The sequence below is a fragment of the Tardiphaga robiniae genome, from assembly GCF_001618955.1.
Lineage (GTDB): Bacteria > Pseudomonadota > Alphaproteobacteria > Rhizobiales > Xanthobacteraceae > Tardiphaga > Tardiphaga robiniae_A.
The window spans coordinates 51,566-74,467 of sequence record NZ_LVYV01000002.1; the positions used below are offsets into that span (position 1 = coordinate 51,566).

At 60.2% G+C, this 22,902-nt stretch carries 19 protein-coding genes; 6 read left to right on the top strand and 13 right to left on the bottom strand.

Annotated features, from left to right (window positions below):
- Positions 1–16: 16 nt before the first annotated feature.
- The 9 genes from oxlT (A4A58_RS05835) to A4A58_RS05870 form a co-directional block, all read right to left on the bottom strand.
- A complete protein-coding gene (gene oxlT / locus A4A58_RS05835; protein ID WP_068730527.1) occupies positions 17–1,327 on the bottom strand; it encodes an oxalate/formate MFS antiporter in 1,311 nt (436 codons plus the stop codon).
- 231 nt (positions 1,328–1,558) lie between these two features.
- On the bottom strand, positions 1,559–2,848 hold the full coding sequence (oxlT, locus tag A4A58_RS05840) for an oxalate/formate MFS antiporter (RefSeq protein WP_068730528.1): 1,290 nt from the start codon (positions 2,846–2,848) through the stop codon (positions 1,559–1,561).
- A 209-nt stretch (positions 2,849–3,057) separates the two neighbouring features.
- Entirely contained in the window at positions 3,058–4,563 is a 1,506-nt protein-coding gene (locus A4A58_RS05845; RefSeq protein ID WP_068730529.1) for a tripartite tricarboxylate transporter permease, read from the bottom strand.
- A 57-nt stretch (positions 4,564–4,620) separates the two neighbouring features.
- Positions 4,621–5,118 carry a tripartite tricarboxylate transporter TctB family protein gene (locus tag A4A58_RS05850; protein WP_068730530.1) on the bottom strand — a complete coding sequence of 166 codons (498 nt, stop codon included), beginning with the start codon at positions 5,116–5,118 and terminating at the stop codon, positions 4,621–4,623.
- Between the two features lie 90 nt (positions 5,119–5,208).
- Positions 5,209–6,222 (bottom strand): Bug family tripartite tricarboxylate transporter substrate binding protein, encoded by a 1,014-nt coding sequence (locus tag A4A58_RS05855; RefSeq protein WP_081421748.1) that lies wholly within the window; start codon positions 6,220–6,222, stop codon positions 5,209–5,211.
- 499 nt (positions 6,223–6,721) lie between these two features.
- Positions 6,722–6,859, bottom strand: coding sequence for a hypothetical protein (locus A4A58_RS31060; protein WP_192855889.1), 138 nt, complete (start codon positions 6,857–6,859; stop codon positions 6,722–6,724).
- A gap of 234 nt (positions 6,860–7,093) precedes the next feature.
- A complete protein-coding gene (gene frc / locus A4A58_RS05860; protein WP_068730531.1) occupies positions 7,094–8,371 on the bottom strand; it encodes a formyl-CoA transferase in 1,278 nt (425 codons plus the stop codon).
- Between the two features lie 82 nt (positions 8,372–8,453).
- Entirely contained in the window at positions 8,454–10,193 is a 1,740-nt protein-coding gene (gene oxc, locus A4A58_RS05865; protein ID WP_068730532.1) for an oxalyl-CoA decarboxylase, read from the bottom strand.
- Positions 10,194–10,278: 85 nt separating this feature from the next.
- Positions 10,279–11,010, bottom strand: a complete 732-nt coding sequence (locus A4A58_RS05870; protein WP_068730533.1) for a GntR family transcriptional regulator — start codon at positions 11,008–11,010, stop codon at positions 10,279–10,281.
- Positions 11,011–11,197: 187 nt separating this feature from the next.
- On the opposite strand from A4A58_RS05870, the gene A4A58_RS05875 reads away from it, so the two are divergent.
- Positions 11,198–13,360 carry an acetate--CoA ligase family protein gene (locus A4A58_RS05875; RefSeq protein ID WP_068730722.1) on the top strand — a complete coding sequence of 721 codons (2,163 nt, stop codon included), beginning with the start codon at positions 11,198–11,200 and terminating at the stop codon, positions 13,358–13,360.
- Positions 13,361–13,435: 75 nt separating this feature from the next.
- On the opposite strand, the gene pncB is transcribed toward A4A58_RS05875, so the two are convergent.
- The gene (pncB, locus tag A4A58_RS05880) at positions 13,436–14,737 is read right to left on the bottom strand and encodes a nicotinate phosphoribosyltransferase (protein WP_068730534.1); all 1,302 of its coding nucleotides are present in this window, start codon (positions 14,735–14,737) and stop codon (positions 13,436–13,438) included.
- 295 nt (positions 14,738–15,032) lie between these two features.
- Between pncB and A4A58_RS05885 the strand changes: the two genes are divergently transcribed.
- Positions 15,033–15,881: a cyclase family protein gene (locus A4A58_RS05885; protein WP_158005655.1), complete on the top strand. Its 849-nt coding sequence runs from the start codon at positions 15,033–15,035 to the stop codon at positions 15,879–15,881.
- A 173-nt stretch (positions 15,882–16,054) separates the two neighbouring features.
- On the opposite strand, the gene A4A58_RS05890 is transcribed toward A4A58_RS05885, so the two are convergent.
- The 3 genes from A4A58_RS05890 to A4A58_RS05900 form a co-directional block, all read right to left on the bottom strand.
- On the bottom strand, positions 16,055–16,837 hold the full coding sequence (locus A4A58_RS05890) for an ABC transporter ATP-binding protein (protein ID WP_086936991.1): 783 nt from the start codon (positions 16,835–16,837) through the stop codon (positions 16,055–16,057).
- Entirely contained in the window at positions 16,834–17,577 is a 744-nt protein-coding gene (locus A4A58_RS05895) for an ABC transporter permease (RefSeq protein ID WP_158005656.1), read from the bottom strand. The genes A4A58_RS05890 and A4A58_RS05895 overlap by 4 nt, the downstream gene beginning before the upstream one ends.
- A 61-nt stretch (positions 17,578–17,638) precedes the next feature.
- Entirely contained in the window at positions 17,639–18,619 is a 981-nt protein-coding gene (locus A4A58_RS05900) for an ABC transporter substrate-binding protein (RefSeq protein ID WP_081421749.1), read from the bottom strand.
- Positions 18,620–18,805: 186 nt separating this feature from the next.
- On the opposite strand from A4A58_RS05900, the gene A4A58_RS05905 reads away from it, so the two are divergent.
- From A4A58_RS05905 to A4A58_RS05920, 4 genes are all read left to right on the top strand, one after another.
- Positions 18,806–19,666 carry an alpha/beta fold hydrolase gene (locus A4A58_RS05905; protein WP_068730538.1) on the top strand — a complete coding sequence of 287 codons (861 nt, stop codon included), beginning with the start codon at positions 18,806–18,808 and terminating at the stop codon, positions 19,664–19,666.
- 3 nt (positions 19,667–19,669) lie between these two features.
- On the top strand, positions 19,670–20,458 hold the full coding sequence (locus A4A58_RS05910) for an enoyl-CoA hydratase-related protein (RefSeq protein WP_068730539.1): 789 nt from the start codon (positions 19,670–19,672) through the stop codon (positions 20,456–20,458).
- Between the two features lie 52 nt (positions 20,459–20,510).
- On the top strand, positions 20,511–21,320 hold the full coding sequence (locus A4A58_RS05915) for an SDR family NAD(P)-dependent oxidoreductase (RefSeq protein ID WP_068730540.1): 810 nt from the start codon (positions 20,511–20,513) through the stop codon (positions 21,318–21,320).
- Positions 21,321–21,625: 305 nt separating this feature from the next.
- The gene (locus A4A58_RS05920; protein ID WP_068730724.1) at positions 21,626–22,846 is read left to right on the top strand and encodes an ABC transporter substrate-binding protein; all 1,221 of its coding nucleotides are present in this window, start codon (positions 21,626–21,628) and stop codon (positions 22,844–22,846) included.
- Positions 22,847–22,902 lie beyond the last annotated feature (56 nt).

A 22,902-nucleotide genomic window follows, 5' to 3' on the forward strand; every position in this document is an offset into this window, starting at 1 on the left:
AACGAGCTTCGATTGATCAGGCGGTCTTGGCGCTGTGCGCCGCGGCTTCCGGTACGGCAGGCTCGCTCCCCAGAATGAATGCACGTCGCATCGGCTTGATAACGAACAGAGCGAGCAACGCAGCCGTGGCATTGAGCGCAACGGCGATCACAAACACGGCCTGCCATCCATAGCTCGCTGCGATCAGGCTTGCGAGTGGTACCAACAATGCCGCCGTGCCCTTCGCGGTGTAGAGCATGCCGTTATTCGTCGCGGCGTATTTGGCGCCGAACGTATCGCCTGACGTTGCCGGGAACAGACTGTAGATCTCACCGAACACGCCGAAATAGACGGCCGTCGCCAGTACGAAGACGAGTGGGTTGTGGCCATAGGCCGACAGCGTCAGCAGCATCAGCGCGGCGGTGCCGAAGGCGATGAACATGGTGTGTTCGCGACCGATCTGATCCGACAACCAACCGAAGAGCGGGCGGCCGAACCCGTCAAAGATGCGATCGAGCGAGATGGCGAAGGTCAGTGCTGCCATCTGGAAGCCGGCCAATGTCACCGGAGAATTCGCAATATTGTAGTCGTGCGCGATCGGCGCGATCTGCGCTGCAGTCATCAAACCACCGGCGGCGACCATCACGAAGACCAGATACATGACCCAGAAGATCGGGCTGCGCAGCACTTGCGGCGGGGTGAAATCCGTCTTTGTCTGCGGCAGATTGAGTTGTTTCTTCGTCACCGGCACGGCTTGCCCAGGCGGACGCATGAAGAAGGCGAGCATGAAAACGATCACGCCCTGGCCGATGCCGAAGGTAAAGAAGGCATGTTGATAGCCGCTCTCGGCAATCATATGCGCGATCGGCACGACGGTGATCGCAGCGCCAGCGCCGAAGCCTGCCGCCGTGGCGCCCGCAGCGAGGCCGCGGCGATCGGGAAACCACTTCAGCGCGTTGCCGACGCAGGTGCCGTAGACCGAACCGGCGCCGATGCCACCGACGACGGCGCCGGCGTAGAGCATGACCAGCGAGTCTGCATAGGAGTTCAGCACCCAGGCGAGGCTGATCATGGCTCCGCCGAACATGATGACGGCACGGGGACCGTATTTGTCGACGAACCACGCTTCGACCGGTACCAGCCAGGTCTCGACGACGACGAACAGGGTGAAGGCAAGCTGGATCGCGGCGCGACCCCAGTGATACTTGGCGTCGATCGGATCGACGAACAGCGTCCATCCGTATTGCAGATTGGCGATCATCGCCATGCAGACGATGCCCATCACGAGTTGAATCCAGCGGAAGCTGCCGGGTGGGTTAGACGCGGTGGTGAAGTCTGGCTGAGCCATCGTGTTTCCTCCGATGCGCGCTTTTTCCCTTGCGGCGTGGTGTCGCTAAGGTTGTGGCGTATTGCCGCAGGCGTCGCTTGGTCGGAGACTGGTATATTATATTCCAAGATGCAAGGTGGTCTTGGCCGATTGTTGCGTGAAGGCGATCACGCCTTGGCGAGCAGCGCATCGCCCATGCAAAACGCGCTCAGCCGGGGCTGAGCGCGTTGTTTTCTTGAGGCTTTTTGCGTTTTAGGTCGCAAGCGCCTTGCTGACGACGACCTTACGCCAAGGCTTCAGCACCGCAATGGCGAGCAGTGAAGCCAGGATATTGGCGCCGGCTGCAATCAGAAACACGCTGTCCCACGTGCCCGATGACTGCTGCATGTAGTTCGCGACCGGCACCAGAAGTGCTGCCGTACCCTTTGCCGTATAGAGCAGGCCGGCATTGGTCGTTGCGAACTTGGAGCCGAAGGTGTCGGTGCAGGTCGATGGGAAGAGCGAGTAGATCTCACCCCAGGCGAAGAACACAAAGCCCGACAACAGCACGAACCACAGCGGATCGTGACCCCACATATACAGCGCCCAGATGCCGACGCCTTCCATGCCGAAGGCGATGAACATCGTGTTCTCGCGGCCGATCATATCGGAAATCCAGCCGAAGAACGGACGTGTCAGTCCGTTGAGTACGCGGTCGATGGTGGCTGCGAAGGTGACCGCCGTCATCGTCATGGCCATTAGCGTGACGGGGACGTTGTCGATCTTCCAGTCGGCCGCAATCGGCTTCAGGTTGGCCGTCACCATCAGGCCGCCGGCACCGACGATCACGAACATGAAGTACATCAGCCAGAAGATCGGATGGCGGATGACTTCTGTCGGCGCGTAGTTGCGGCGGGTCTGGATCACGTTGGCGTTCTGCGTGACCGCCGGTACCTGTCCAGCCTTTGGCGCGAACAGGAAGAAGGAGAGGATCACGATGATGATGCCTTGCCCGAGACCGAAATACAGAAATGCGGTCTGGAAGCCGGAATCCTGGATCATGGCCTGGATCGGCGCGACCGTGAGGGCGGAGCCTGCACCAAAGCCTGCAGCGGTGATGCCAGCCGCGAGGCCGCGCTTGTCAGGAAACCACTTCAGGGCATTGCCGACGCAGGTACCGTAGACGCCGCCAGCGCCGATGCCCGCAACGATCATGCCGAGATAGAAGCCGTTGAGCGTTTCCGCCTGTGCATTGATCGCCCAGCCGATGCCGCAGAGGATGCCGCCGATAAGGACGACGAGCTTCGGGCCGTATTTATCGACGAACCATCCTTCGATCGGCACCAGCCAGGTCTCGAACAGAACGAAGAGGGTGAAGGCCCACTGGATCGACGCACGATCCCAGCCAAACTTCTTCTGGATGTCGGGGACGAAGAAGGTCCAGCCGTATTGATAGTTGGCGATCATGACCATCGCGCCAACGCCGATGGCGAGTTGTGTCCAGCGGTAGGTATCGCTGACACGTACGGCAGCTGGCGCCGCCCCGTGAACTGCATCAGTCATAGTTCCTCCTAAAGCGCTGTTCTATTGAGAGCTCGACAGCTGCGAAGGATAGTTTGGTATATGATATGCCAACTAACAAGCGAAATCTTGCCAATTTGTCGCTGCAAGTTTCGCATGACTGAATGCTGTACTGCGATACTACAAGACAGCACAAAGCCGGCGGTCCAGACCGCCGGCTTTTGGGTTTGAACAGTTATTTGTATCGTTACTTACGCTGCTGCAGTGCGAGTACGCAGCCGGGTGAAGCCGTTCTGGATCACCGACCAGAACAGCGCGATCAGGCCGAGGATCATGATGCTGCTGACCAGCGTGTTCGAGAAGAAGATCCCGAGCGATCCCTGCGACCCCAGCAGCGACTGACGGAAGGCTTCCTCGGCCTTGTCGCCGAGCACGATAGCGAGCACCAGCGGGGCGAGGGGATAATTACACTTCTTCAGCGCATAACCGATGATGCCAAACACCAGCATCATCACCACGTCGAAGGTGGAGTTGTGCACGGAGTAGGCGCCGATCGCACAGAGCACCAGGATCAGCGGTGCGATGATGCTGAACGGCACCCGCAGGATCGCGGCGAACACCGGCACGCAGGTCAGCACGATGATCAGACCGACGAGATTGCCGAGATACATCGAGGCAATCAGGCCCCAGACGAATTCCTTCTGCTCGACGAACAGCATCGGTCCGGGCTGCAGGCCCCAGATCAGCAGACCACCAAGAAGCACGGCGGCAGTTGGCGAACCGGGGACGCCGAGCGAAAGCATCGGCAGCAGGGCCGCGGTGCCGGCGGCGTGTGCGGCCGTTTCCGGAGCGATGACGCCTTCGATCTCGCCCTTGCCGAAGTTATTGCCGTTCTTGGAGACGCGTTTGGCGATGCCGTAACTCATAAAGGACGCGGGTGTCGCGCCTGCGGGCGTAACACCCATCCAGCAGCCGATGACGCAGGAGCGCAGTGACGTCATCCAGTATTGCGGCAGACTCATCCAGGTGCGGAGCACGACGCGCAGATCGATCTTCGCCTTGCCGCCCTGGAAGCGCAGGCCTTCTTCCATGGTGAGGAAGATTTCGCCGAGGCCGAACAGGCCGATGACGGCGATCAGGAAGTCGAAGCCATTGAGGAGTTCGGTCGAGCCGAACGTGAGTCGTAGTTGTCCCGTGATGGAATCGAGGCCGACTGCGGCGAGGGCAAAACCGATCATCATCGCCGCAATGGTCTTGAAAGGTGGCTCCTTACTCAGCCCGACGAAACTGCAGAATGCCAGGAAATAGACAGCGAATTTCTCCGCGGGCCCGAATCGTAAGGCGAAGCCTGCGACCAGCGGCGCGACCAGGGTGATCATGACGACGGCGAACAGTGCGCCAACAAAAGAGGAGGTGAAGGCGGCGGTGAGTGCTTCGGCAGCCTTGCCCTGCTGCGCCATCGGATAGCCGTCGAATGTCGTGGCCACCGACCATGGCTCTCCGGGGATGTTGAACAGAATCGAGGTGATCGCGCCCCCGAACAATGCGCCCCAATAGATGCAGGACAGCATGATGATGGCCGATGTCGGCGGCATGCTGAAGGTGAGGGGCAGCAAGATCGCGACACCGTTGGCGCCACCAAGGCCGGGCAGCACGCCGATGATGACGCCGAGCACGATGCCCAGGACCATCACTGCGATGTTGAAAGGCTGCAACGCGACGGCGAAGCCCTGGAACAGATTAGCAATTTCTTCCATGTCGAGTAGTCCTCAGAAAGAGACCGGCAGACGCAACGGAATTAGAGATCGCGGAAATTAGAGACCAAGCAGATCCTCGAGCGGCCCTTTGGGGAGCGGCACGAGGAACCAGCGTTCGAAGATCAGGTAGGTTACGACGGGCATGCCGAGAGAGATGGCCGCGACGATGGGCCAATTATATTTTCCGAGCCAGCGCATGAACCATGCGATGAAGATCAGCGACGATACGTAGAGGCCGATAAACGGCAGGACGCCGACATAGATGCCGGTGGGAATGACGACGCTGAAGACCTGGCGCAACTGGCCCCATTCGGCGAACAGGCTGCCGTTGTCCTCGCGCAGTGTATTCCAGAGATTGATCAGACTGGAGATGATGATGAACAGCCCGATATAGAACGGGAAGAACCCGGCTTTCGGACCCTCCGCGCCCCAATTGATACCGGCCTTGATGCTGCCATAGACGACGATGGCGCCGAACAGGCCGATGACAGTGGTGACGCCGGCTTCGACGGATTTGTGAGACGGGCCTGCGGCGCGCGTGTGCTGAGTGGTCATGAAAAGCTCTGTGTGAGAGTTCTGCGTCGGTCAGCGTGCGATGTGCGCCGGACCTGATGTGCGATCAGGTCCGGCGTCGTTGCGCCAGCGTCAGTTGCCTTGCGCGAGGAAGCCCGCTTCCTTCATCAGCGTCTCGTGGCGCTTCTCTTCGGTGCCAACCCAGCCGGCATATTCGCTGCCGGTCATGAAGGTCGTATTGAAGGCGCCGCTCTTCATCAGGTCCTGCCACTCGGGTGTCGCGCGGACCTTCTTGAACAACTCGACATAATAGTCGATCTGATCCTTCGTCGCTTTCGGCCCCATGAAGATGCCGCGCAGCATCACATATTCGATGTCGAGCCCCTGCGACTTGCAGGTTGGAATGTCCTTCCAGCCCTTGCCGTCGGCGACCTGTTCGTCATAGGCCATCGGTTTGCTGTCGAAGACGCAGAGCGGACGCACCTTGCCGCCGCGCCACTGCGCAACAGCCTCGATCGGATTGTTCACGGTTGAATCGACGTGCTGACCGACGAGCTGCACGGCGACTTCACCGCCGCCCTTGTAGGGGATGTAAGTGAACTTGCTGCCGATCGCCTTCTCCAGCGCGACCGTGATGATCTGGTCTTCCTGCTTCGAGCCCGTGCCGCCCATCTTGATCGTGCCGGCCGGTGCGGCCTTCACGGCGTCGATATATTCCTTCACCGTCTTGTACGGTTTGTCGGCATTTACCCACAGCACGAACTCGTCGAGCGCCAGCATCGCGACCGGGGTGAGATCCTTCCAGTTGAAGGGAATGCCGGTGGCGAGCGGTGTCGTGAACAGGTTTGACAACGTGATGATGATCTTGTGCGGATTGTTGTTCGCCGACTTCACGTCGAGGAAACCTTCACCGCCCGCGCCACCCGACTTGTTGATGACGACAAGCGGCTGCTTCATCAGACTGTGCTTGGTGATGATGCCCTGAATGGTGCGCGCCATCTGATCGGCGCCGCCGCCGGTGCCCGCGGGAACGATCAATTCGACGGGGCGCGTCGGCTCCCATGCAGCAGATGCCGGGAGAGACGCTCCCAGGCAGAGAATGGATGCAGCGGCGGCCAGCGTGAGACATGAACCTAGGTGTTTCATTGTTTCTCTCCCATTCGTTTTGATAGCGTCGATCGTTCGTCGACTTTGAAATCGTCAGTGCGTGGTCGGGTCTTCCTTCGAATGTCCTGACTGCAGATGTTCAAACGCGCCCTTGCGCGCGCCATATGCGCACGTCAGACTGTCGAGCAACGAAGCGGCTCGCCTGCAAAAAGGATGGGTGGATCTGGATCGCTTTGTCATGGCGCGTACGGCATTGCGTGCCCGCGAGGGCAGCGCAGCCTTTGTCCTCCCCAGGTATGCTTTCTGTTCAAACGTGAAGCATTACCCGTTCGCGCATTTTGGTATGCGATATGCCAAGCGGCAAGCGATTAGAGCCGTTAAAAGCCGGGGAGGCTGAAATGTCGCAGGGAGCGCGAGACGTCGCTGCGATGCAACTACACAAACAAAAAAACGGCCCCGGAAATCCGGGGCCAGTCGTCGGGAGGAACGCAGAGAATTTTGCGCGGGCCGGCCGCGCAAAAGTAGTGAAGTCGCAGCCTTACAGGCCGAAGCGGGGCAGGTCGCCGTTGCGGGCCGAGATGCGTGCGCTGGCCATCAGCGCGCGATCGAGCGAGGCCATGAAGCGAGCGAAGAAGCTGGTGGACGTGGTGAGGCCGAGAGAAGCAGTCTTCGACATGATCTGATCCTTTGCTGGAGGCCGCCGCGTCTTGGCGCCTCATCATCTGGGATCAATTTACGTATACCAGATGCCAAGGACAATTGTCTTGTTTGCATGGCAGCATGAGGATTCTGCAGTGCGATATGGATCGATTTGATTTTCTTATTAAAGTTCCGCATTGGCCACCGTAAATGAAAAAAGGCCGCCAATCGGCGGCCTTTCGCATCTAATTATATGAAATCGCTTCCGAAATTACTCAGCTGCGACCTTCCGCGGCGGATCGAGTGCGCCGGAGTCGTGGATTTCGGCCACCTGATGATCGCTGAAGCCCAGCACTTGCCTGAGGATTTCGTCGGTATGTTCGCCGAGCAGCGGCGAGCGCGTCACTTCAGTGGGGCTGGCCGATAGCTTAATCGGATTACCAACCGACAGATACTTGCCGCGCTCGGGGTGATCGACCTCGACCACGGTGCCGGTGGCGCGGAGCGACTGGTCTTCGGCCAATTCCTTCATGGACAGGATCGGGCCGCACGGGATGTCATCCTTGTTGAGGATTTCCATCGCCTCGAACTTGGTCTTGGTCATCGTCCACTGTTCGATGCGCGCGAAGATCGCGTTGAGCTTGGGCAGGCGCACCGCCGGCTTGGCATAGGCCGGGTCGGTCTTCCAGGTCGGTTCGCCGATCACGTCGCAGATCTTCTCCCACACCGGCGCCTGAGTGATGAAGTAGATGTAAGCGTTCGGGTCGGTTTCCCAGCCCTTGCACTTCAGGATGCGACCGGGCTGGCCACCGCCGCTGTCGTTGCCGGCACGCGGCACGGCATCGCCGAACGGAATGCCTTCGCCGAACTGGCTGTATTCCTTGAGCGGGCCATGGGCGAGGCGCTGCTGGTCGCGCAGCTTGACGCGCGCGAGATTCAGCACGCCGTCCTGCATCGCGGCGGTGACCTTCTGGCCCTTGCCGGTCTGCGTGCGCTGATACAGCGCGGTAACGATGCCGAGTGCGAGATGCAGACCAGTGCCGCTATCGCCGATCTGTGCGCCGGTGACGAGCGGCAGGCCGTCGCGGAAGCCGGTGGTGGAAGCTGCGCCGCCGGTGCACTGCGCGACGTTCTCATAGACCTTGCAGTCCTCATAGGGACCAGGACCAAACCCCTTGATCGAGGCGACGATCATCTTCGGGTTGATCTGCTGAATCTTCTCGAACGGGAAGCCCATGCGGTCGAGCACGCCGGGTCCGAAGTTCTCGACAAGAACATCGCACTCTTTCATCAGCGCGGTGAGGACTTCCTTGCCCTTCGGGTTCTTGGTGTCGAGGGTGATCGAACGCTTGTTGTGGTTCAGCATGGTGAAATACAGGCTGTCCACATTCGGCACGTCCTGTAGCTGGCCGCGGGTGATGTCGCCAACGCCGGGCCGTTCGACCTTGATCACATCGGCGCCGAACCATGCCAGCAACTGCGTGCAGGTTGGGCCGGATTGAACGTGGGTGAAGTCCAGAATGCGAACGCCTTTGAGCGCTTGTGTCATTGTTTTGCTCCCGTAACTATTTTTTGCCGGCTCGGCACATGGAGAAAAGGGGCGGGGCCTCACGACCCCGCATGGTCAGGTGTTATTTCTTCTTGCTCAGAACGCTCTGCGGATTGAGGTTGCCGATGCGGCCGCTCTCGCTGCCGGCCGCCGGATCGATCACCGCATTGATGAGCGTCGGCTTGCCGGAATCCATCGCCGCATTGACGGCGCGCTTGAGTTCGTCGGGCGAGGTCGCGTTGGTGCCGACGCCGCCGAAGGCTTCCATCATCTTGTCGTAGCGCGAACCCTTGACGAAGACCGTCGGTGCCACGTCGGAGCCGCCGGTCGGATTGACGTCGGTGCCGCGATAGATGCCGTCATTGTTGAAGACGACGATGCAGACCGGCAGATTGTAGCGACAGATCGTCTCCACCTCCATGCCGGAGAAACCGAACGCGCTGTCACCTTCGATCGCGAGGACAGGCTTGCCGGTTTCGACGGCCGCGGCGATGCAATAACCCATGCCGATGCCCATGATGCCCCAGGTGCCGACATCGATGCGCTTGCGCGGCTGATACATGTCAACGATGCCGCGGGCGAGGTCGAGCGTGTTGGCGCCTTCATTGACGAGCATCGCGTCGGGACGTTCGGCGATGATGGTGCGGAGAACGCCGAGCGCGCCGTGATAATCCATCGGAGAGTTGTTGTTCATCAGGCGCGGCGCCATCTTGGCGACGTTCTCTTCGCGCTTCTTGGTGACCGCATTGGCCCAGTCCACCGGCGCCTTCTGCCAGCCCTTGCCCATGCCATCGAGTAGAGCGGCGACGCAGGAGCCGATGTCACCGACGACAGGTGCGACGATCTCGACGTTGGAGTCCATTTCCTTCGGCTCGATGTCGATCTGGATGAACTTCTTCGGTGCATCACCCCAGCTCTTGCCCTTGCCGTGCGACAGCAGCCAGTTCAGGCGTGCGCCGATCAGCATGACGACATCGCTGTCTTTCAGGACCGTCGAACGTGCAGCACCCGCACACTGCGGATGGGTGTCAGGCAGAAGACCCTTGGCCATGCTCATCGGCAGGAACGGAATGCCGGAGGTTTCGACCAGCGCCTTCACCGCGTCGTCAGCCTGTGCATAAGCGGCGCCCTTGCCGAGGATGATCAGCGGCTTCTTCGCCGATTTCAGCACGTCGAGCGCGCGCTTGATCGAGTCCGGTGCAGGGATCTGCGCCGGTGCAGCATCGATCACCTTGACCAGCGACTTCTTGCCGGCGTCGGCATTCATCACCTGACCGAACAGCTTGGCGGGCAGATCGAGATAGACGCCGCCCGGACGGCCGGACACCGCAGCGCGGATCGCGCGCGCGAGACCGATGCCGATGTCCGCCGCATGCAGCACGCGGAACGCGGCCTTACACAGCGGCTTGGCGATCGCGAGCTGATCCATTTCTTCATAGTCGCCCTGCTGCAGGTCGACGATCTCGCGCTCGGATGAGCCGGAGATCAGGATCATCGGGAAGCAGTTGGTGGTGGCATGGGCCAGCGCCGTAAGGCCGTTGAGGAAGCCGGGTGCCGACACGGTCAGGCAGACGCCAGGCTTTTTGGTGAGATAGCCGGCGATCGATGCGGCATAGCCGGCGGCCTGTTCGTGACGGAACGACAGCACCCGGATGCCCTCGGCCTGCGCCATGCGGCCGAAGTCGGTAATTGGAATGCCCGGCACGCCATAGATTGTGTTGAGGCCATTGAGCTTGAGAGCATCGATGATCAGATGGAAGCCATCGGTCAATTCCTGCTCGGCGGCTGCGTTGGTATCGATGCTCTGGACTACTGCGGACATCCCGCTCTCCCTGACTTTTCTTGTGACGGTTGGTCGTTGCTCAATTGGACGTGGTGCGGAGTAGTGAACCGTCGCGAGACGGCGCTTACGTAAACAATTCCTGGCCGTGGGCTTCGACATAAGAAGCCAGACCCAGTGTGTGATCGCGTGCGCGCTTCTCGGCGAGCTCGGTATTGCGCTCCTCGAGCGCTTCGATGATGGCCAGATGCTCGGGCAGGGACGTCGCGGTACGGTCGGTGCGTCCGATCGTCAACTGACGATAGCCACGCACATGCAGCAGAATATCGTTGGTCATATCGACCAGTACCGGCGACTCGCTGAGCGAGATCAGCGCCTGGTGGAAAGCGATATTCGCTTTCGAATATTCCTCAACGTGGTCCTGCGGCAGACGGTCCTTGTTGAAGTCCTTGAAGAAGTCGCGCAGCGCCGAGATATCTTTCTTGCGTGCGGTAGTCGTGATCAGACGCGCGGCCATGCTTTCCAGCGCCGCCCAGGCGCGGATCATGTCGACGATCTCGACCTTGGTCTTTCTGACAACGACGATGCCGCGGCGTGGCACGGTCTTTACGAAGCCATCCTGCTCCAGCATCGCAATGGCTTCGCGGATAGGTGTGCGGCTGACACCAAGTCGTTCCGACAGCGCGCGCTCGTCAAGCATCACCGGATCGGGCGAGGTGTAGATGTCCATCTTAAGAATGGCTTCTTTCAAGGCTTCATAGGCCTTGGTCTTGAAGCTGGTCTCCGGTGCAATCCGAACGATCGCGATATCGGCTTCAGACATGACGGACGGCGCCTTGGTTTGTTTTCGCGTGGGCATGAATCATCTCCAGTCGAGATGTCCTACCACAGAAATAACGTCAAGAATTTTTGGCATACCAGATGCCAGCATGTCAAGATGACAGCTATTTCAGCAATTTTGCGCTGCAACGCGGCTTGACAATCAAGTTTCTGGCATACCAAATGCCATCAATCCGTCTATTGGAAAAGACGTGAAGGAGGAAGCCATGTCCCAATCGAATCTTGCCGTCAAAGAAGCAACACCATCGGCGAAACAGGCCGTCCGCAAAGTTCTCGATGCGGTCAAAGCCGACAAGCGCACCAGCCTGACCGCCCCCGAGGGCAAGCTTGTGTGTGACGCCTACGGCATTCCCGTGCCGAAGGAAGGCGTGGCCACCTCAGCCGCTGACGCTGCCAAGATGGCAAGCGGCATGGGCTTCCCGGTCGTGATGAAGATCGTCTCGCCGGACATTCTCCACAAGACTGAAGCGGGCGGCGTCATCGTCGGCGTCAAGACCGCCGAAGACGCGCAGAAAGCTTACGACACTATTCTGGCCAATGCCAAGAAGTACAAGGCCGACGCCAAGATAGAAGGTATCCAGGTTCAGCAAATGCTGATGGGCGGCACCGAAGTGATCATCGGTTCGATCACCGATGGTTCGTTCGGCAAGCTGGTGGCTTTCGGCCTCGGCGGCGTGCTGGTCGAAGTGCTGAAGGATGTGACATTCCGTCTCGCCCCCGCGACCAATGAAGATGCGCTGTCGATGCTCGATGGCATCCAGGCCGCCGAGATGCTGCATGGCGTGCGCGGCGGCGATCCCGCCAACCGCGAAGCGCTGGCCGACATCATCGTCAAAGTATCGCAGCTTGTCAGCGATTTCCCGGAGATGGTCGAACTCGATCTCAACCCTGTCTTCGCCACCAAGAAGGATGCGATCGCCGCCGACGTGCGCATCGTCGTCGATTTCGACTACCAACCGCGCCCGGCGCCGCGCTCCAACGCCGAAATCGTCACGGCGATGAACCGCATCATGATGCCGAAGGCCGTCGCTGTGATCGGCGCCTCCGCCGAAGATGGCAAGATCGGCAATTCGGTGATGAAGAACCTCATCAACGGCGGCTACAAGGGCGACATCTACCCGATCCATCCCAAGGCGGAAGAGATCATGGGCCGCAAAGCCTATAAGAGCGTCAAGGATGTTCCGGGTGTGATCGATACCGCGGTATTCGCGATTCCCGCCAAGTTCGTTGCAGGTGCGCTGATCGAGTGCGGCGAGAAGAAAATTCCGGGCGCGGTGCTGATCCCGTCGGGCTTTGCCGAAGCCAATGAGCCTGCGCTGCAGGAAGAGATCGTCGAAATCGGCAAGAAATACGACGTCCGTCTGATGGGGCCGAATATCTATGGCTTCTATTATACGCCGGCCAATCTCTGCGCGACTTTCTGTACAGCCTATGACGTGAAGGGCTCGGCGGCATTGTCGTCGCAGTCCGGCGGTATCGGCATGGCGATCATTGGTTTCTCGCGCTCTGCCAAGATGGGCGTGTCGGCGATCGTCGGCCTCGGCAACAAGTCGGATATCGATGAGGACGATCTGCTCGCCTTCTTCGAGCAGGATCCCAACACCACGATCATCGCGCAGCACTGCGAGGACCTGAAGGATGGCCGTGCCTTCGCCGAAGCCGCCAAGCGCGTCTCCAAGATCAAGCCGGTTGTCGTCCTCAAGGCTGGCCGCACCTCGGCCGGCGCCAAGGCGGCGTCGTCGCATACCGGCGCACTCGCCGGCAACGACAAGATCTATGAGGACGTACTGAAGCAGTCGGGGGTCATTCGCGCCCGCTCGCTGCGGCAATTGCTCGAATTCGCCCGTGGCATTCCCGTGCTGCCGACGCCGAAGGGCGAGAACGTGCTGATCATCACCGGTGCTGGTGGTTCGGGCGTGCTGCTGTCGGATGCGGTGGTCGATAACGGCATGTCGCTGATGGCGATGCCGCCGGATCTCGATGCGGCGTTCCGCAAGTTCATCCCGCCGTTCGGTGCCGCCGGCAACCCGGTCGACATCACCGGTGGCGAACCGCCCATCACTTACGTCAACACTGTGAAGCTGGGCCTCACCGATGATCGCATCCACTCGCTGATCCTCGGCTACTGGCACACGATCGTGACGCCGCCGATGGTGTTCGCGCGCAACATGGTCGAGATCAAGAACGAGATGAAGGCCAAGGGCATCGAGAAGCCGATGGTGGCTTCGCTCGCGGGCGACGTGGAAGTCGAGGAAGCCGCCGAATATCTCTACCAGAACGGCATTCCGGCTTACGCCTATTCGACCGAATTGCCGGTCGAAGTGCTTGGCGCCAAGTACAAGTGGGCGCGCGGAGCAGGCCTGCTGTAAGCAGCCTCGATCTATACACAAAGCAAAGCGCCGTCCGGGAAACCGGGCGGCGCCTTTTTGCGTCTGCAGTTTTGATTAGACGATCACCGGTTGCTCAGCCACGCCCTCGCGGCCGAAGATGCGCAGATAGCGTTCGATCTCCGCAGGGCTGCTACCGGTGGTCTTGGCCGGATTGTCCGACAGCTTCACGGCCGAGCGGCCGTTGGCATAGGTGACCTTGCAGACCAGACTGATCGGGTCGAGTGAATCGAGCCCGCGCGGATGCGCGCCGCGGAAGTCGTTGGTGGCCATGGTGCCCCAGCCGAAGCTCTCGCGGATGCGGCCGCGGAAGCGCTGATGCAGATCGATCATCAGATCGACTTCGAGACCGTCGCTGAACATTGCGCGCTTCTTGCGCGGATCTTCGCCACGCATGGCATACCAGGCGATCATCTCTTCGCCCGCCGCAACCGGTTCCTTGCTATCCATGCGCATACCGGTCCATTTCGAGGCCCAGGCCGGCGCATCGCGCAGGAACTGCGTCATGCCGAATGTGTCGGGCAGGATGATCAAGAGCTCGCCGTCATAGACCTCCTGCCACTTCGCCAGCACGTCATATTGTGCGGTCTTCAACTGGTCGTCGTTTTCGGCGAGGCAGGCGAACACCATCGGCAGTTCGTGCGAATTGGTGCCGATGGCCTCGAATGAATGCTTGAAGGCGAGCAGGGCGTTCGACGTTCCGACGAAGCTGCGGCCAAGCTCGTTGGCCATCGCGTCCGTCACCCATTCCTGCCACAGGAAGCCGTGGCGGCGACGGGTGCCGAATTCCGCGAGCCGCATGTCCGGATAGGATTTCAGCTTCTTGATCTTGTTCCAGATCTTGGTCTTGGTCTGGGCGTAGAGAATATCCAGCTCGAACTTGTCCAGCGTGGCCATGGCGATCCGCGACCGCAATTCGCTGACGATGGCGAGGGCGTAGATCTCCCACATCGTGACTTCGGCCCAGTCACCTTCGAAGGTGAGCACATATTGACCATCGATGGTCTCAAGCTTGTAGTCAGGCAACCTGAAACTGCGCAGATATTCGATATATTCCGGACGGAAAATGTCGCGGCGGCCATAGAAGCGGTTGCCGGCCAGCCAGATCAGTTCGTTCTCTCGGAATGAAAGCGTGCGGGCATGATCGAGCTGCGCGCGCAGCACCGCCTCCGGAATGATCTCGGCAAGGCGGACGGTCTTGGTCCGGTTGATCAGGCCGAAGGTCACGGGCACCTTCGGATAGAGCATCCAGATGAACTGATGCATCAGGAATTTGTAGAAGTCGGTGTCCAGCAGCGACCGGATGATCGGATCAAGCCGGTAGTTGTGATTGTGGACTCGGGTGGCGAAATCCATCATGGCAACGCCACTCCTGGTAACGTGCCTGATCGTGGCACCTGCACCGAAACGGCTGTGGCCGCATCGCTGACGCTGTCTTTGCAGCAGTTCATTAAATTGGCGTATCCGCCGGGTTTATCGATGTCAACGCAAGCGCTGAACGGCGCTTTCACAATCGAGGATTGTCGTGGCAGCCCAGCGTTTGCCGGTCTGTTTCTGGCCCTGATCCTGCATCTGCGGGCATTGCGCAGAATTGTTTGTATGCTTACGATTTCCACCTGCCGGTGGGCGCCCCGAAACGATGAAGGATAGCACCATGAAAGTCGTCGATCTCTCCCACGTCATGAACATCCACACGCCCGGCTGGGTCGGCTATGCCGGCAACAAGATGTATTATGCGCAGAACCTGCAGACACAGATGATCGTGGCGCAGCGGATCGAGACGGCGCTGCATGCCGGCACCCATTTCGACGGCGCGATGCACGCCACCGACGGGCGCAAGGGCGACATGGCCTCACTGCCGCTGGATTACCTGTTCAATCGCGGCGTGGTGGTCGACATCTCCAGCCAGATGCATGACTGGGCGGTGATCACACCGGAGATGCTCGAGAAGTCCGGCGCGGATATTCGCGAAGGCGACATTCTGATCCTGCACACCGGCTGGCACAAATATTACGAAGGCCAGGCGCAGCAGGATCTGGTGAAATATTTCTGCTATCACCCCGGTCCGAATCTCGACACGCTGCACTGGATGCTGGAGAAGAAGATCAAATGGTTCGGCATGGACACCGGCTCCTGCGATCACTCGATGAACACCTCGATCCGCAATATGCGGCCGGACATCGCTGCGCAGTTCACCAAGAAGCACGGCAAGACGCCGGCTGAATTCTTCGGCACCTTCGAATACACCCACAAGCTCTCGGGCCGGCATGTCTCCGCCGACATGTTCCCGTTCCACAACTACGCGTTCCAGGAAGGCCTGTTGCATGCCGAGAATATCGGCGGCGACATCGAACTGATGCTGAACCAGCGCTGCCTGATCGGTGCATTCCCGTGGCGCTATGATGGGCTTGAGTCATGCCCGTGTCGTATCCTGTGCTTCACGGATACGGGCGATGCCTCGGTGGAAGCCATGGGCAATGCCGCCAAGGCGATCATGGGATGATGTAGTTTAGGCTCGCAGCCAGCGCTCCCTCGCCCCGCGCTTGCGGGGAGAGGGCGGGGTGAGGGGCTCTTTCGATCCGCAATGTTGTCGTTGATGAGAGGACTGTGCCATGCCCCTCACCCGACCGACTTCGCCAGTCGACCTCTCCCCGCGCAGAGCGGGGAGAGGTTAGATCAGCGTTTCAACCGCGCATCTGGCGCGTTTGCCTGCAGCGTATTCTGAATCGCCTCGCGGAGCAGGGGATAGTCCGCGCGATCCCAGTCTGACGTTCGCACGTCCGCCAAAAGCGCCGCCGACTTGCCGAACACAACAATGCGATCGCCCACGGCCATCGCTTCCTCGAGCTGATGCGTAATCAGGATCGCGGTGGATTTGAACTCCCGTGCCAGTTCTACAAAAGTCTTTCGCAGCTCATTGGCCGTAACTTCATCGAGCGCGCTGAAGGATTCATCCGCCAACAGGATCTCCGGCTGTACGGCAAAGGCGCGCGCAATCGCCACGCGCTGGCGCATGCCGCCGGAGAGTTCGCGCGGATAGGCATTGGCGAACTTCTCCAGACCGAGCCGTTTCAGCCACGTCAGCGCGCGCTCCTGCTGAACATCTTCGGCGATGCCGATCAGTTCGAGCGGGAGCTTGACGTTGTCGAGGGCCGAACGCCATGGAAACAGCCGGTCCTGCTGGAAGATCGTGGCGATCTTGCCGCGGAAGGCGTTGAAGTCGTCATAGGGTGTTTTTCCGCCGATGGTGATGCTGCCGGCGGTGGGATGTTCGAGCCCGATTAATAGATCGAACAGGGTCGATTTCCCGCAACCGGTCTTGCCCACGATGGCGATGAGTTCGCCGGGCTCGATCCGCAGCGACAACTGATCGATGGCTGTGATCGACTGGCCGGATGTGGTCTGGCGAAACACTTTGCGCAACTGCGCGATCTCGATGGGCGCTGAAGCTCCGGTCATGCCCGCCACCGCAATACGTGCGTTTCGAGCCTGACGAGCAATGCTTCGAGGAAGAACAGCAGCACGACCAGCACCAGCGTCCAGGCAAATACGTCGGCCACCGAGAACAATTCCTGGGCCACCGAGAGCTGATGCCCGATGCCCGTGACTGCGCCGACGAGTTCAGCGATGGTCACGACGCGGATGGCGAGGCTGAGAGTGATCTTCCAGCTCGTGATGATGCCTGGCGTGATCGCGGGCAGCATCAGCTTGTGAAAGAACTGGAAGGGCGTCGGCCGAAAGGAACGGATCATCTGCTTCAGGTCGCGTGAGACCTCGCGCATATTGTCGAGGGCATCGACGGTGAAGACCGGCGCGCAGACCACCACCAGCACGAAGACGATGCGGAATTCGACGCCCTTGAACCACAGCACCGCGAACAGGATCCAGGAGACGACCGGCACGGCCATCAGGATACGCACCATCGGACGCAGATATTTCTCGACGCTTTCGGACAGATACATCAGCACCGCTACCAGCAGTCCGATGACGAAGGAGACAACCAGCGACAGCAGCACGCGGCCGAGCGTCACCGCGACGTCGAGCAGGGTGATCTTGGTCAGGCTTTCGGCAATACGGCCGAGGCCCGGGATCGCGAAAGCGGGAATGCCCAGCGACGGCGCGAGATAGGACATGACCTGCCAGACCGCTGCGAAGAGGACGATCGATATGATCGTCTCGCGCGGCAGGCTGGAGATCATCAGGCTTCGCGGTGACCTTTCGAAGATCGGTTCTTCGAATGGCGTGGCAGGTCTCGGCTCGTCAGGGGGCATAGATGATCGCTTCGTCAGGCAGCTTTGGATGGAAGCCGGCGGCGACGGCGCGCTCGAACGTATCCCAGATGCTCTTGCGCTCGGTGGCGTCCCAGGCTGGCTTGGCGTCGAAGTCCCAGCGCTTGGCGAGCACGGCCTCCTTCAAAATGCCGGGCGGCAGCTTCACGGTCTCGACTGCGATCTTGTCGGCACCGTCAGGATCGCTGCGCAGATATTTGGTGACGTCCGCAAGCGCCGCGACGAACTTCTTCGGCGCATCCGGGGCTTTCTTGATGGTATCCTCGCGCATGGCATAGACCAGCTCCCAGCCGGTGGTGCCTGCTATCTCTTTCCATCCGTCATTGGCGTTGAAGATGATCTTCAGCGACGGATCGTCCTTCATCATCATGGTGGCGATCGGCTCGATGATCATCGCGGCATCCACGCGGCCGGCGGCGAGCTGGGCGCGCGCCACCGCGAAGTTGGCATTGACCAATGTCGTGTCTTTGGCCAGGTCCATCTTTTTGGATTTTGCGTAGATCGACAGGATCTGGAATTGCCCGCTGCCCATGTCGGCGGCGAGTTGCTTGCCTTTCAGGTCGGCCAGCGACTTGATGGCCGGGTCCTTGGTGATGATGACGAGATCGGCGAGCGTGGCACCTGTTGCGACGATTTGCAGCGGCACGCCTTCGAGGCGCAGCTTCTGGAAGTAGGTGGGCCCGCCGATCAGCGTGTCGATTTCGCCGGTGGCGAGGCCCGCATAATAAGAGGAGAAAGAAGGGTAGACCTGAACTTCGGCCTCGAAACCGTTCTTGGTATCGAACTTCTGCGCCTTCATGATGTTGACGATGATCGGCGCGAAGACGGGAAGTGTCAGGCTACCCACGCGGATTTTTGTCGACGCCTGCGCCGGCGAATTTGTTGCGAGCGCGCTGCTCATCAGCGTAGCAGCGGTGCCCATTGTGAAGGCGCGTCGCGAAAGTCCGGTCATGACATCTCCTCAAGAAACGTTGTGGCGCGTGGCTTTTCGATCGGTTTATGCGGCGGTGCGATATTTGTTTGTAAGCAAATGATATGCCAAAATTGAATCCACTAAATCCTCTTGCAGTCCCGAAATAACGCTACTAGCATTTCGTTTGTGTGCAAATGAAATCTGCTCTGACTGCAGGAGGCAACGATGCCGCACGTGACGACAGCCGACGGCGCGAAACTCTATTATGAGGAAGTCGGCACCGGGAGTCCTGTGGTTTTCGTCCATGAGTATGCGGGGGATTACCGCACCTGGGAGCCGCAGCTTCGTTACTTCTCGCGCTCCTATCGTTGCGTCACCTACAGCCAGCGCGGTTATCCGCCATCGGACGTGCCGACCGATCCAGCACGCTATGGCCAGGATATCGCGCGCGACGACGTCGTCGCACTGATGGACGCACTGAAGATCGATAAGGCGCATATCGTCGGTCATTCCATGGGCGCGTCGACGGCGCTGCATGTCGGTATTCATTATCCCGATCGTTGCTTGTCGGTGACGGCTGCCAGTTGCGGCTATGGCTCAAGCCCGGATCCTGCTTTCGTCGAACAGGGCCGCGCAGCCTCGCGCGAAACCGCGAAGATGTTCGAGACGGTCGATTTCCCGACCGCTGCGGCGCGTTACGCTGATGGTGCGACGCGTCAAACCCACAAGAACAAGGATCCGCGTGGTTTCGCCGAGTTTGCGCGGATGCTGGCGGATCACTCCCCGGTCGGGCACGCGCTGACCATGCGCGAGCTGCAGGCCAAGCGGCCGATGCTGTGGGAGATGAAGCCGCAACTCGAGAAATTCACGCCGCCACTGCTGATCATCGTTGGCGACGAGGACGACTGGTGCCTCGATCCCAGCATCTTTCTCAAGCGCACGGTGCCGACGGCAGGTCTTCTGGTATTGCCGCGCGCCGGCCATACCATCACCAGCGAAGAGCCGGCGGCATTCAATGCGGCGCTGGCTGAGCTTTTCCCGGCGGCCGAGTTCGGTCGCTGGATGTCGCACAAACCGGCGGCCTGAGCGATGAGCACGCCCGGCGATATCGTCATTGATATTGCGGACAGCATCGCGACGCTGCGTCTGGCCAATCCGGCACGACGTAACGCGATCTCCACGGCGATGTGGAACAAGATCGCCGCCTTTGCCGGCGACGTCGCCACCCGCAAGGACATCGGTGTCGTGGTCATCCGCGGCGAGGGCGACCTGATGTTTTCCGCGGGCGCAGACATTTCCGACTTTGCTACGGCGCGCAGCGGCGAGGGCAATGCCCGTGCCTATGACGACCTGGTCGAGAATACCTGCCTGGCGATCGAGGCGATCCCGCAGCCGACCATCGGCCTGATCTATGGAGGCTGCATGGGTGCTGGCTCGTCTGTGGCGGCGAGTTGCGACATGCGCGTTGCTGCGGATGATGCCTTCTTCGCAGTACCCGCCGCCAAGCTAGGTCTGGGCTACGATCCGCGCGGCATTGCGCGCTTCATCCGCGTGTTCGGCGCCGGTGCGACGCGACAAGTCTTGTTTACGACCGATCGTCTGCCTGCCATGCGCGCTCATGCGCTGGGCGCGGTGCATGTCATCGCACCGAAGGCTGACATTGAATCGCTGGCTGGCGAGCTTGCAAGGAAGATCGCCGGCAATGCGCCGCTGACCATCAAGGCGGCCAAGGCTGCCATTCGTGCGCTGAGCACGAGTAATGCCGAACTCCTGGCTGAAGCCGAGCAGTTCTATGCCGCGGCCGACGCCAGCGCCGACTACGCCGAAGGCCGCAAGGCCTTTGCCGAGAAACGACCCCCGCGCTTTACAGGAAGCTGATCTACCGACGAATTTTCGTTTCCATTTTCGCCAACCTCAGAAGGACACGCACATGGATCTCCAACTCAAAGGCAAATGCGCTCTCGTCACCGGCGGTAGCGAAGGTATCGGCAAGGCGATTGCCATGACGCTGGCCAAGGAGGGCGTCAATGTCGCCATCTGCGCCCGCCGCATGGAGCCGCTGGAGAAAACCGCTGAAGAAATCCGCAACGCCTACGGGGTGACGGTGGTCGCGATTACCGCCGACCTCACCAAGGATGCGGATGCCAAGGCTTTCGTCGAGAAGGCTGCCAAGGAACTCGGTAGCGTCGACATCATGATCAACAATGCCGGCTCGGCGCCGGGCGGCGTGATCGAGACGCTCACCGAAGCCGACTGGGAACAGGCGCTCCAGCTCAAATTCATGGGCTATGTGCGCTGCCTGCGCTACGCGCTGCCGATCATGGTCAAGCAGGGCGGCGGCCGTGTCGTCAACCTGATCGGCAATGATGGCGTGAAGCCGTCCTATTGGGAAATCGCGCCGGGCGCGGCGAACGCTGCCGGTCAGAACATGACGCTGTCGCTCGCCGGCCAGTATGGCCGCCACAACATCTCGTTCTGCGCAGTCAATCCGGGCCCGGTTCGCACCGAGCGCTGGGCTGGCCTCGTCAACGCCATGTCGCGCGACATGAAGATCTCCTACGAGGAAGCCGACAAGCTTGCGCCGGCCTCGATCCCGCTCGGCCGCATCGCCGAAGTCGAGGAAGTTGCAAACCTCGTGGTCATGCTCGCGTCACCACTGGTGCAGATGGCGAACGGCACCATGATCGAAATCGATGGCGGTCAGGACAAGGCGCTGATGGATCGCTTCCGCGACCGGTAGTCGTCAAAACAGAACGCGCGGCGGCGGAATATCGCTGCCGCGCAGCTCTGCGAAATTCGGTCGCAGATGCGCGTGCATTGGCCGACATCAGATGATCAAAACTTCGGCGATGTGCTAGGCATGTTGCACCAAGACCGGTCTTGACAACGAAGAGGGTGCGCCGGACTATTTGCGTACAAACTAATTCGCGTTGCAAACATGGGGCTGCAAGCGACGCAAGGGCGAACGGTTGATCCGTTTCTTGCGAAGGCTTCGGCGAGAATCACTTCTATCGCAAACGTCGATCACAACGGAGTTCGATCATGATGACGGCTCGTTCCCTTCACTCACTCGCGATTGCCGGCACAATGGCCGGCGCACTGACATTGTCGTTCGGCCACGCGGCGCGCGCGCAGGACACGATCAAGATCGGTGAGCTCAACAGCTACAAGACACAGACCGCGTTCCTCGATCCCTACAAAAAGGGCTGGGAGCTGGCGATCGAACAGATCAATGCCAAGGGCGGCGTGCTCGGCAAGAAGCTTGAAGTGATTTCGCGCGATGATGGCTCCACGCCGGGTGATGCAGTGCGCGTGGCCGATGAGCTGGTGACGCGCGAAGGCGTCAACATCATCGCCGGAACGTTCCTCTCGCATATCGGTCTCGCGGTGACCGAATTCGCCGGCAAGAAGAAAGTGTTCTTCCTCGCTGCCGAGCCGCTGACCGACAAGATCACTTGGCAGAACGGCAACAAGTATACGTTCCGCCTGCGTGCCACGACCTATATGCAGGTCGCGATGCTGCTGCCGGATGCGCTTGCTGCCAAGAAGAAGCGTTGGGCACTGGTCTATCCGAACTTCGAATACGGGCAGGCCGCGGTCGCGACCTTCAAGGAAATGATGAAGGCCAAGCAGCCTGACATCGAATTCGTCACCGAGCAGGCGCCGCCGCTCGGCAAGGTTGACGCCGGCGCCGTCGTGCAGGCCATCGACGATGCTAAGCCGGACGCGATCTTCAACGTGCTGTTCGGCGCGGACTTCTCCAAGCTGGTGCGCGAGGGCACTACACGCGGCGTGTTCAAGGATCGCACCGTCGTGAGCCTGCTGTCGGGCGAGCCGGAATATCTCGATCCGGTGAAGGAAGAAGCGCCGGTCGGCTGGATCGTCACCGGCTATCCCTGGGACAAGATCAAGACCCCGGAATACCTGGCCTTCCTGACGGCCTATCAAAAGAAGTACAATGACTATCCGCGTCTCGGTTCGATCGTCGGCTATGTGACCATGACCTCGCTCGCGGCCGGCATCGCTAAGGCAGGCTCCACCGACACCGACAAGCTGATCGCGGCCTTTGAGGGCTTGAAACTCGACAGCCCGTTCGGCCCGTTCATGTATCGCGCTAGCGACCATCAGGCGACGATGGGTGCCTATGTCGGCAAGATCGCGCTTGAAGGCGGCAAGGGCACCATGAGCGACTTCAAATATGTCGATGGTGCATCTGTGCTGCCCAGCGACGCTGAAGTGAAGAAGCTCCGTCCCGCGACCGAGTAAGAGGAAGTACGACGATGATCGCCGTTGATACTCTCCCCGCGCGCCCGTTGCGGGGA

What these genes read in the sequence shown, in the direction of transcription:
- A4A58_RS05890 (WP_086936991.1), bottom strand. Translation starts at nt 16,837, where the DNA reads ATGACCGGAGCTTCAGCGCCCATCGAGATCGCGCAGTTGCGCAAAGTG.
- oxc (WP_068730532.1), bottom strand. Translation starts at nt 10,193, where the DNA reads ATGTCCGCAGTAGTCCAGAGCATCGATACCAACGCAGCCGCCGAGCAG.
- A4A58_RS05885 (WP_158005655.1), top strand. Translation starts at nt 15,033, where the DNA reads ATGAAAGTCGTCGATCTCTCCCACGTCATGAACATCCACACGCCCGGC.
- pncB (WP_068730534.1), bottom strand. Translation starts at nt 14,737, where the DNA reads ATGATGGATTTCGCCACCCGAGTCCACAATCACAACTACCGGCTTGAT.
- A4A58_RS05870 (WP_068730533.1), bottom strand. Translation starts at nt 11,010, where the DNA reads ATGCCCACGCGAAAACAAACCAAGGCGCCGTCCGTCATGTCTGAAGCC.
- oxlT (WP_068730527.1), bottom strand. Translation starts at nt 1,327, where the DNA reads ATGGCTCAGCCAGACTTCACCACCGCGTCTAACCCACCCGGCAGCTTC.
- A4A58_RS31060 (WP_192855889.1), bottom strand. Translation starts at nt 6,859, where the DNA reads ATGTCGAAGACTGCTTCTCTCGGCCTCACCACGTCCACCAGCTTCTTC.
- A4A58_RS05895 (WP_158005656.1), bottom strand. Translation starts at nt 17,577, where the DNA reads ATGATCTCCAGCCTGCCGCGCGAGACGATCATATCGATCGTCCTCTTC.
- A4A58_RS05900 (WP_081421749.1), bottom strand. Translation starts at nt 18,619, where the DNA reads ATGACCGGACTTTCGCGACGCGCCTTCACAATGGGCACCGCTGCTACG.
- A4A58_RS05850 (WP_068730530.1), bottom strand. Translation starts at nt 5,118, where the DNA reads ATGACCACTCAGCACACGCGCGCCGCAGGCCCGTCTCACAAATCCGTC.
- A4A58_RS05855 (WP_081421748.1), bottom strand. Translation starts at nt 6,222, where the DNA reads ATGAAACACCTAGGTTCATGTCTCACGCTGGCCGCCGCTGCATCCATT.
- A4A58_RS05845 (WP_068730529.1), bottom strand. Translation starts at nt 4,563, where the DNA reads ATGGAAGAAATTGCTAATCTGTTCCAGGGCTTCGCCGTCGCGTTGCAG.
- A4A58_RS05915 (WP_068730540.1), top strand. Translation starts at nt 20,511, where the DNA reads ATGGATCTCCAACTCAAAGGCAAATGCGCTCTCGTCACCGGCGGTAGC.
- oxlT (WP_068730528.1), bottom strand. Translation starts at nt 2,848, where the DNA reads ATGACTGATGCAGTTCACGGGGCGGCGCCAGCTGCCGTACGTGTCAGC.
- A4A58_RS05905 (WP_068730538.1), top strand. Translation starts at nt 18,806, where the DNA reads ATGCCGCACGTGACGACAGCCGACGGCGCGAAACTCTATTATGAGGAA.
- A4A58_RS05920 (WP_068730724.1), top strand. Translation starts at nt 21,626, where the DNA reads ATGACGGCTCGTTCCCTTCACTCACTCGCGATTGCCGGCACAATGGCC.
- A4A58_RS05910 (WP_068730539.1), top strand. Translation starts at nt 19,670, where the DNA reads ATGAGCACGCCCGGCGATATCGTCATTGATATTGCGGACAGCATCGCG.
- frc (WP_068730531.1), bottom strand. Translation starts at nt 8,371, where the DNA reads ATGACACAAGCGCTCAAAGGCGTTCGCATTCTGGACTTCACCCACGTT.
- A4A58_RS05875 (WP_068730722.1), top strand. Translation starts at nt 11,198, where the DNA reads ATGTCCCAATCGAATCTTGCCGTCAAAGAAGCAACACCATCGGCGAAA.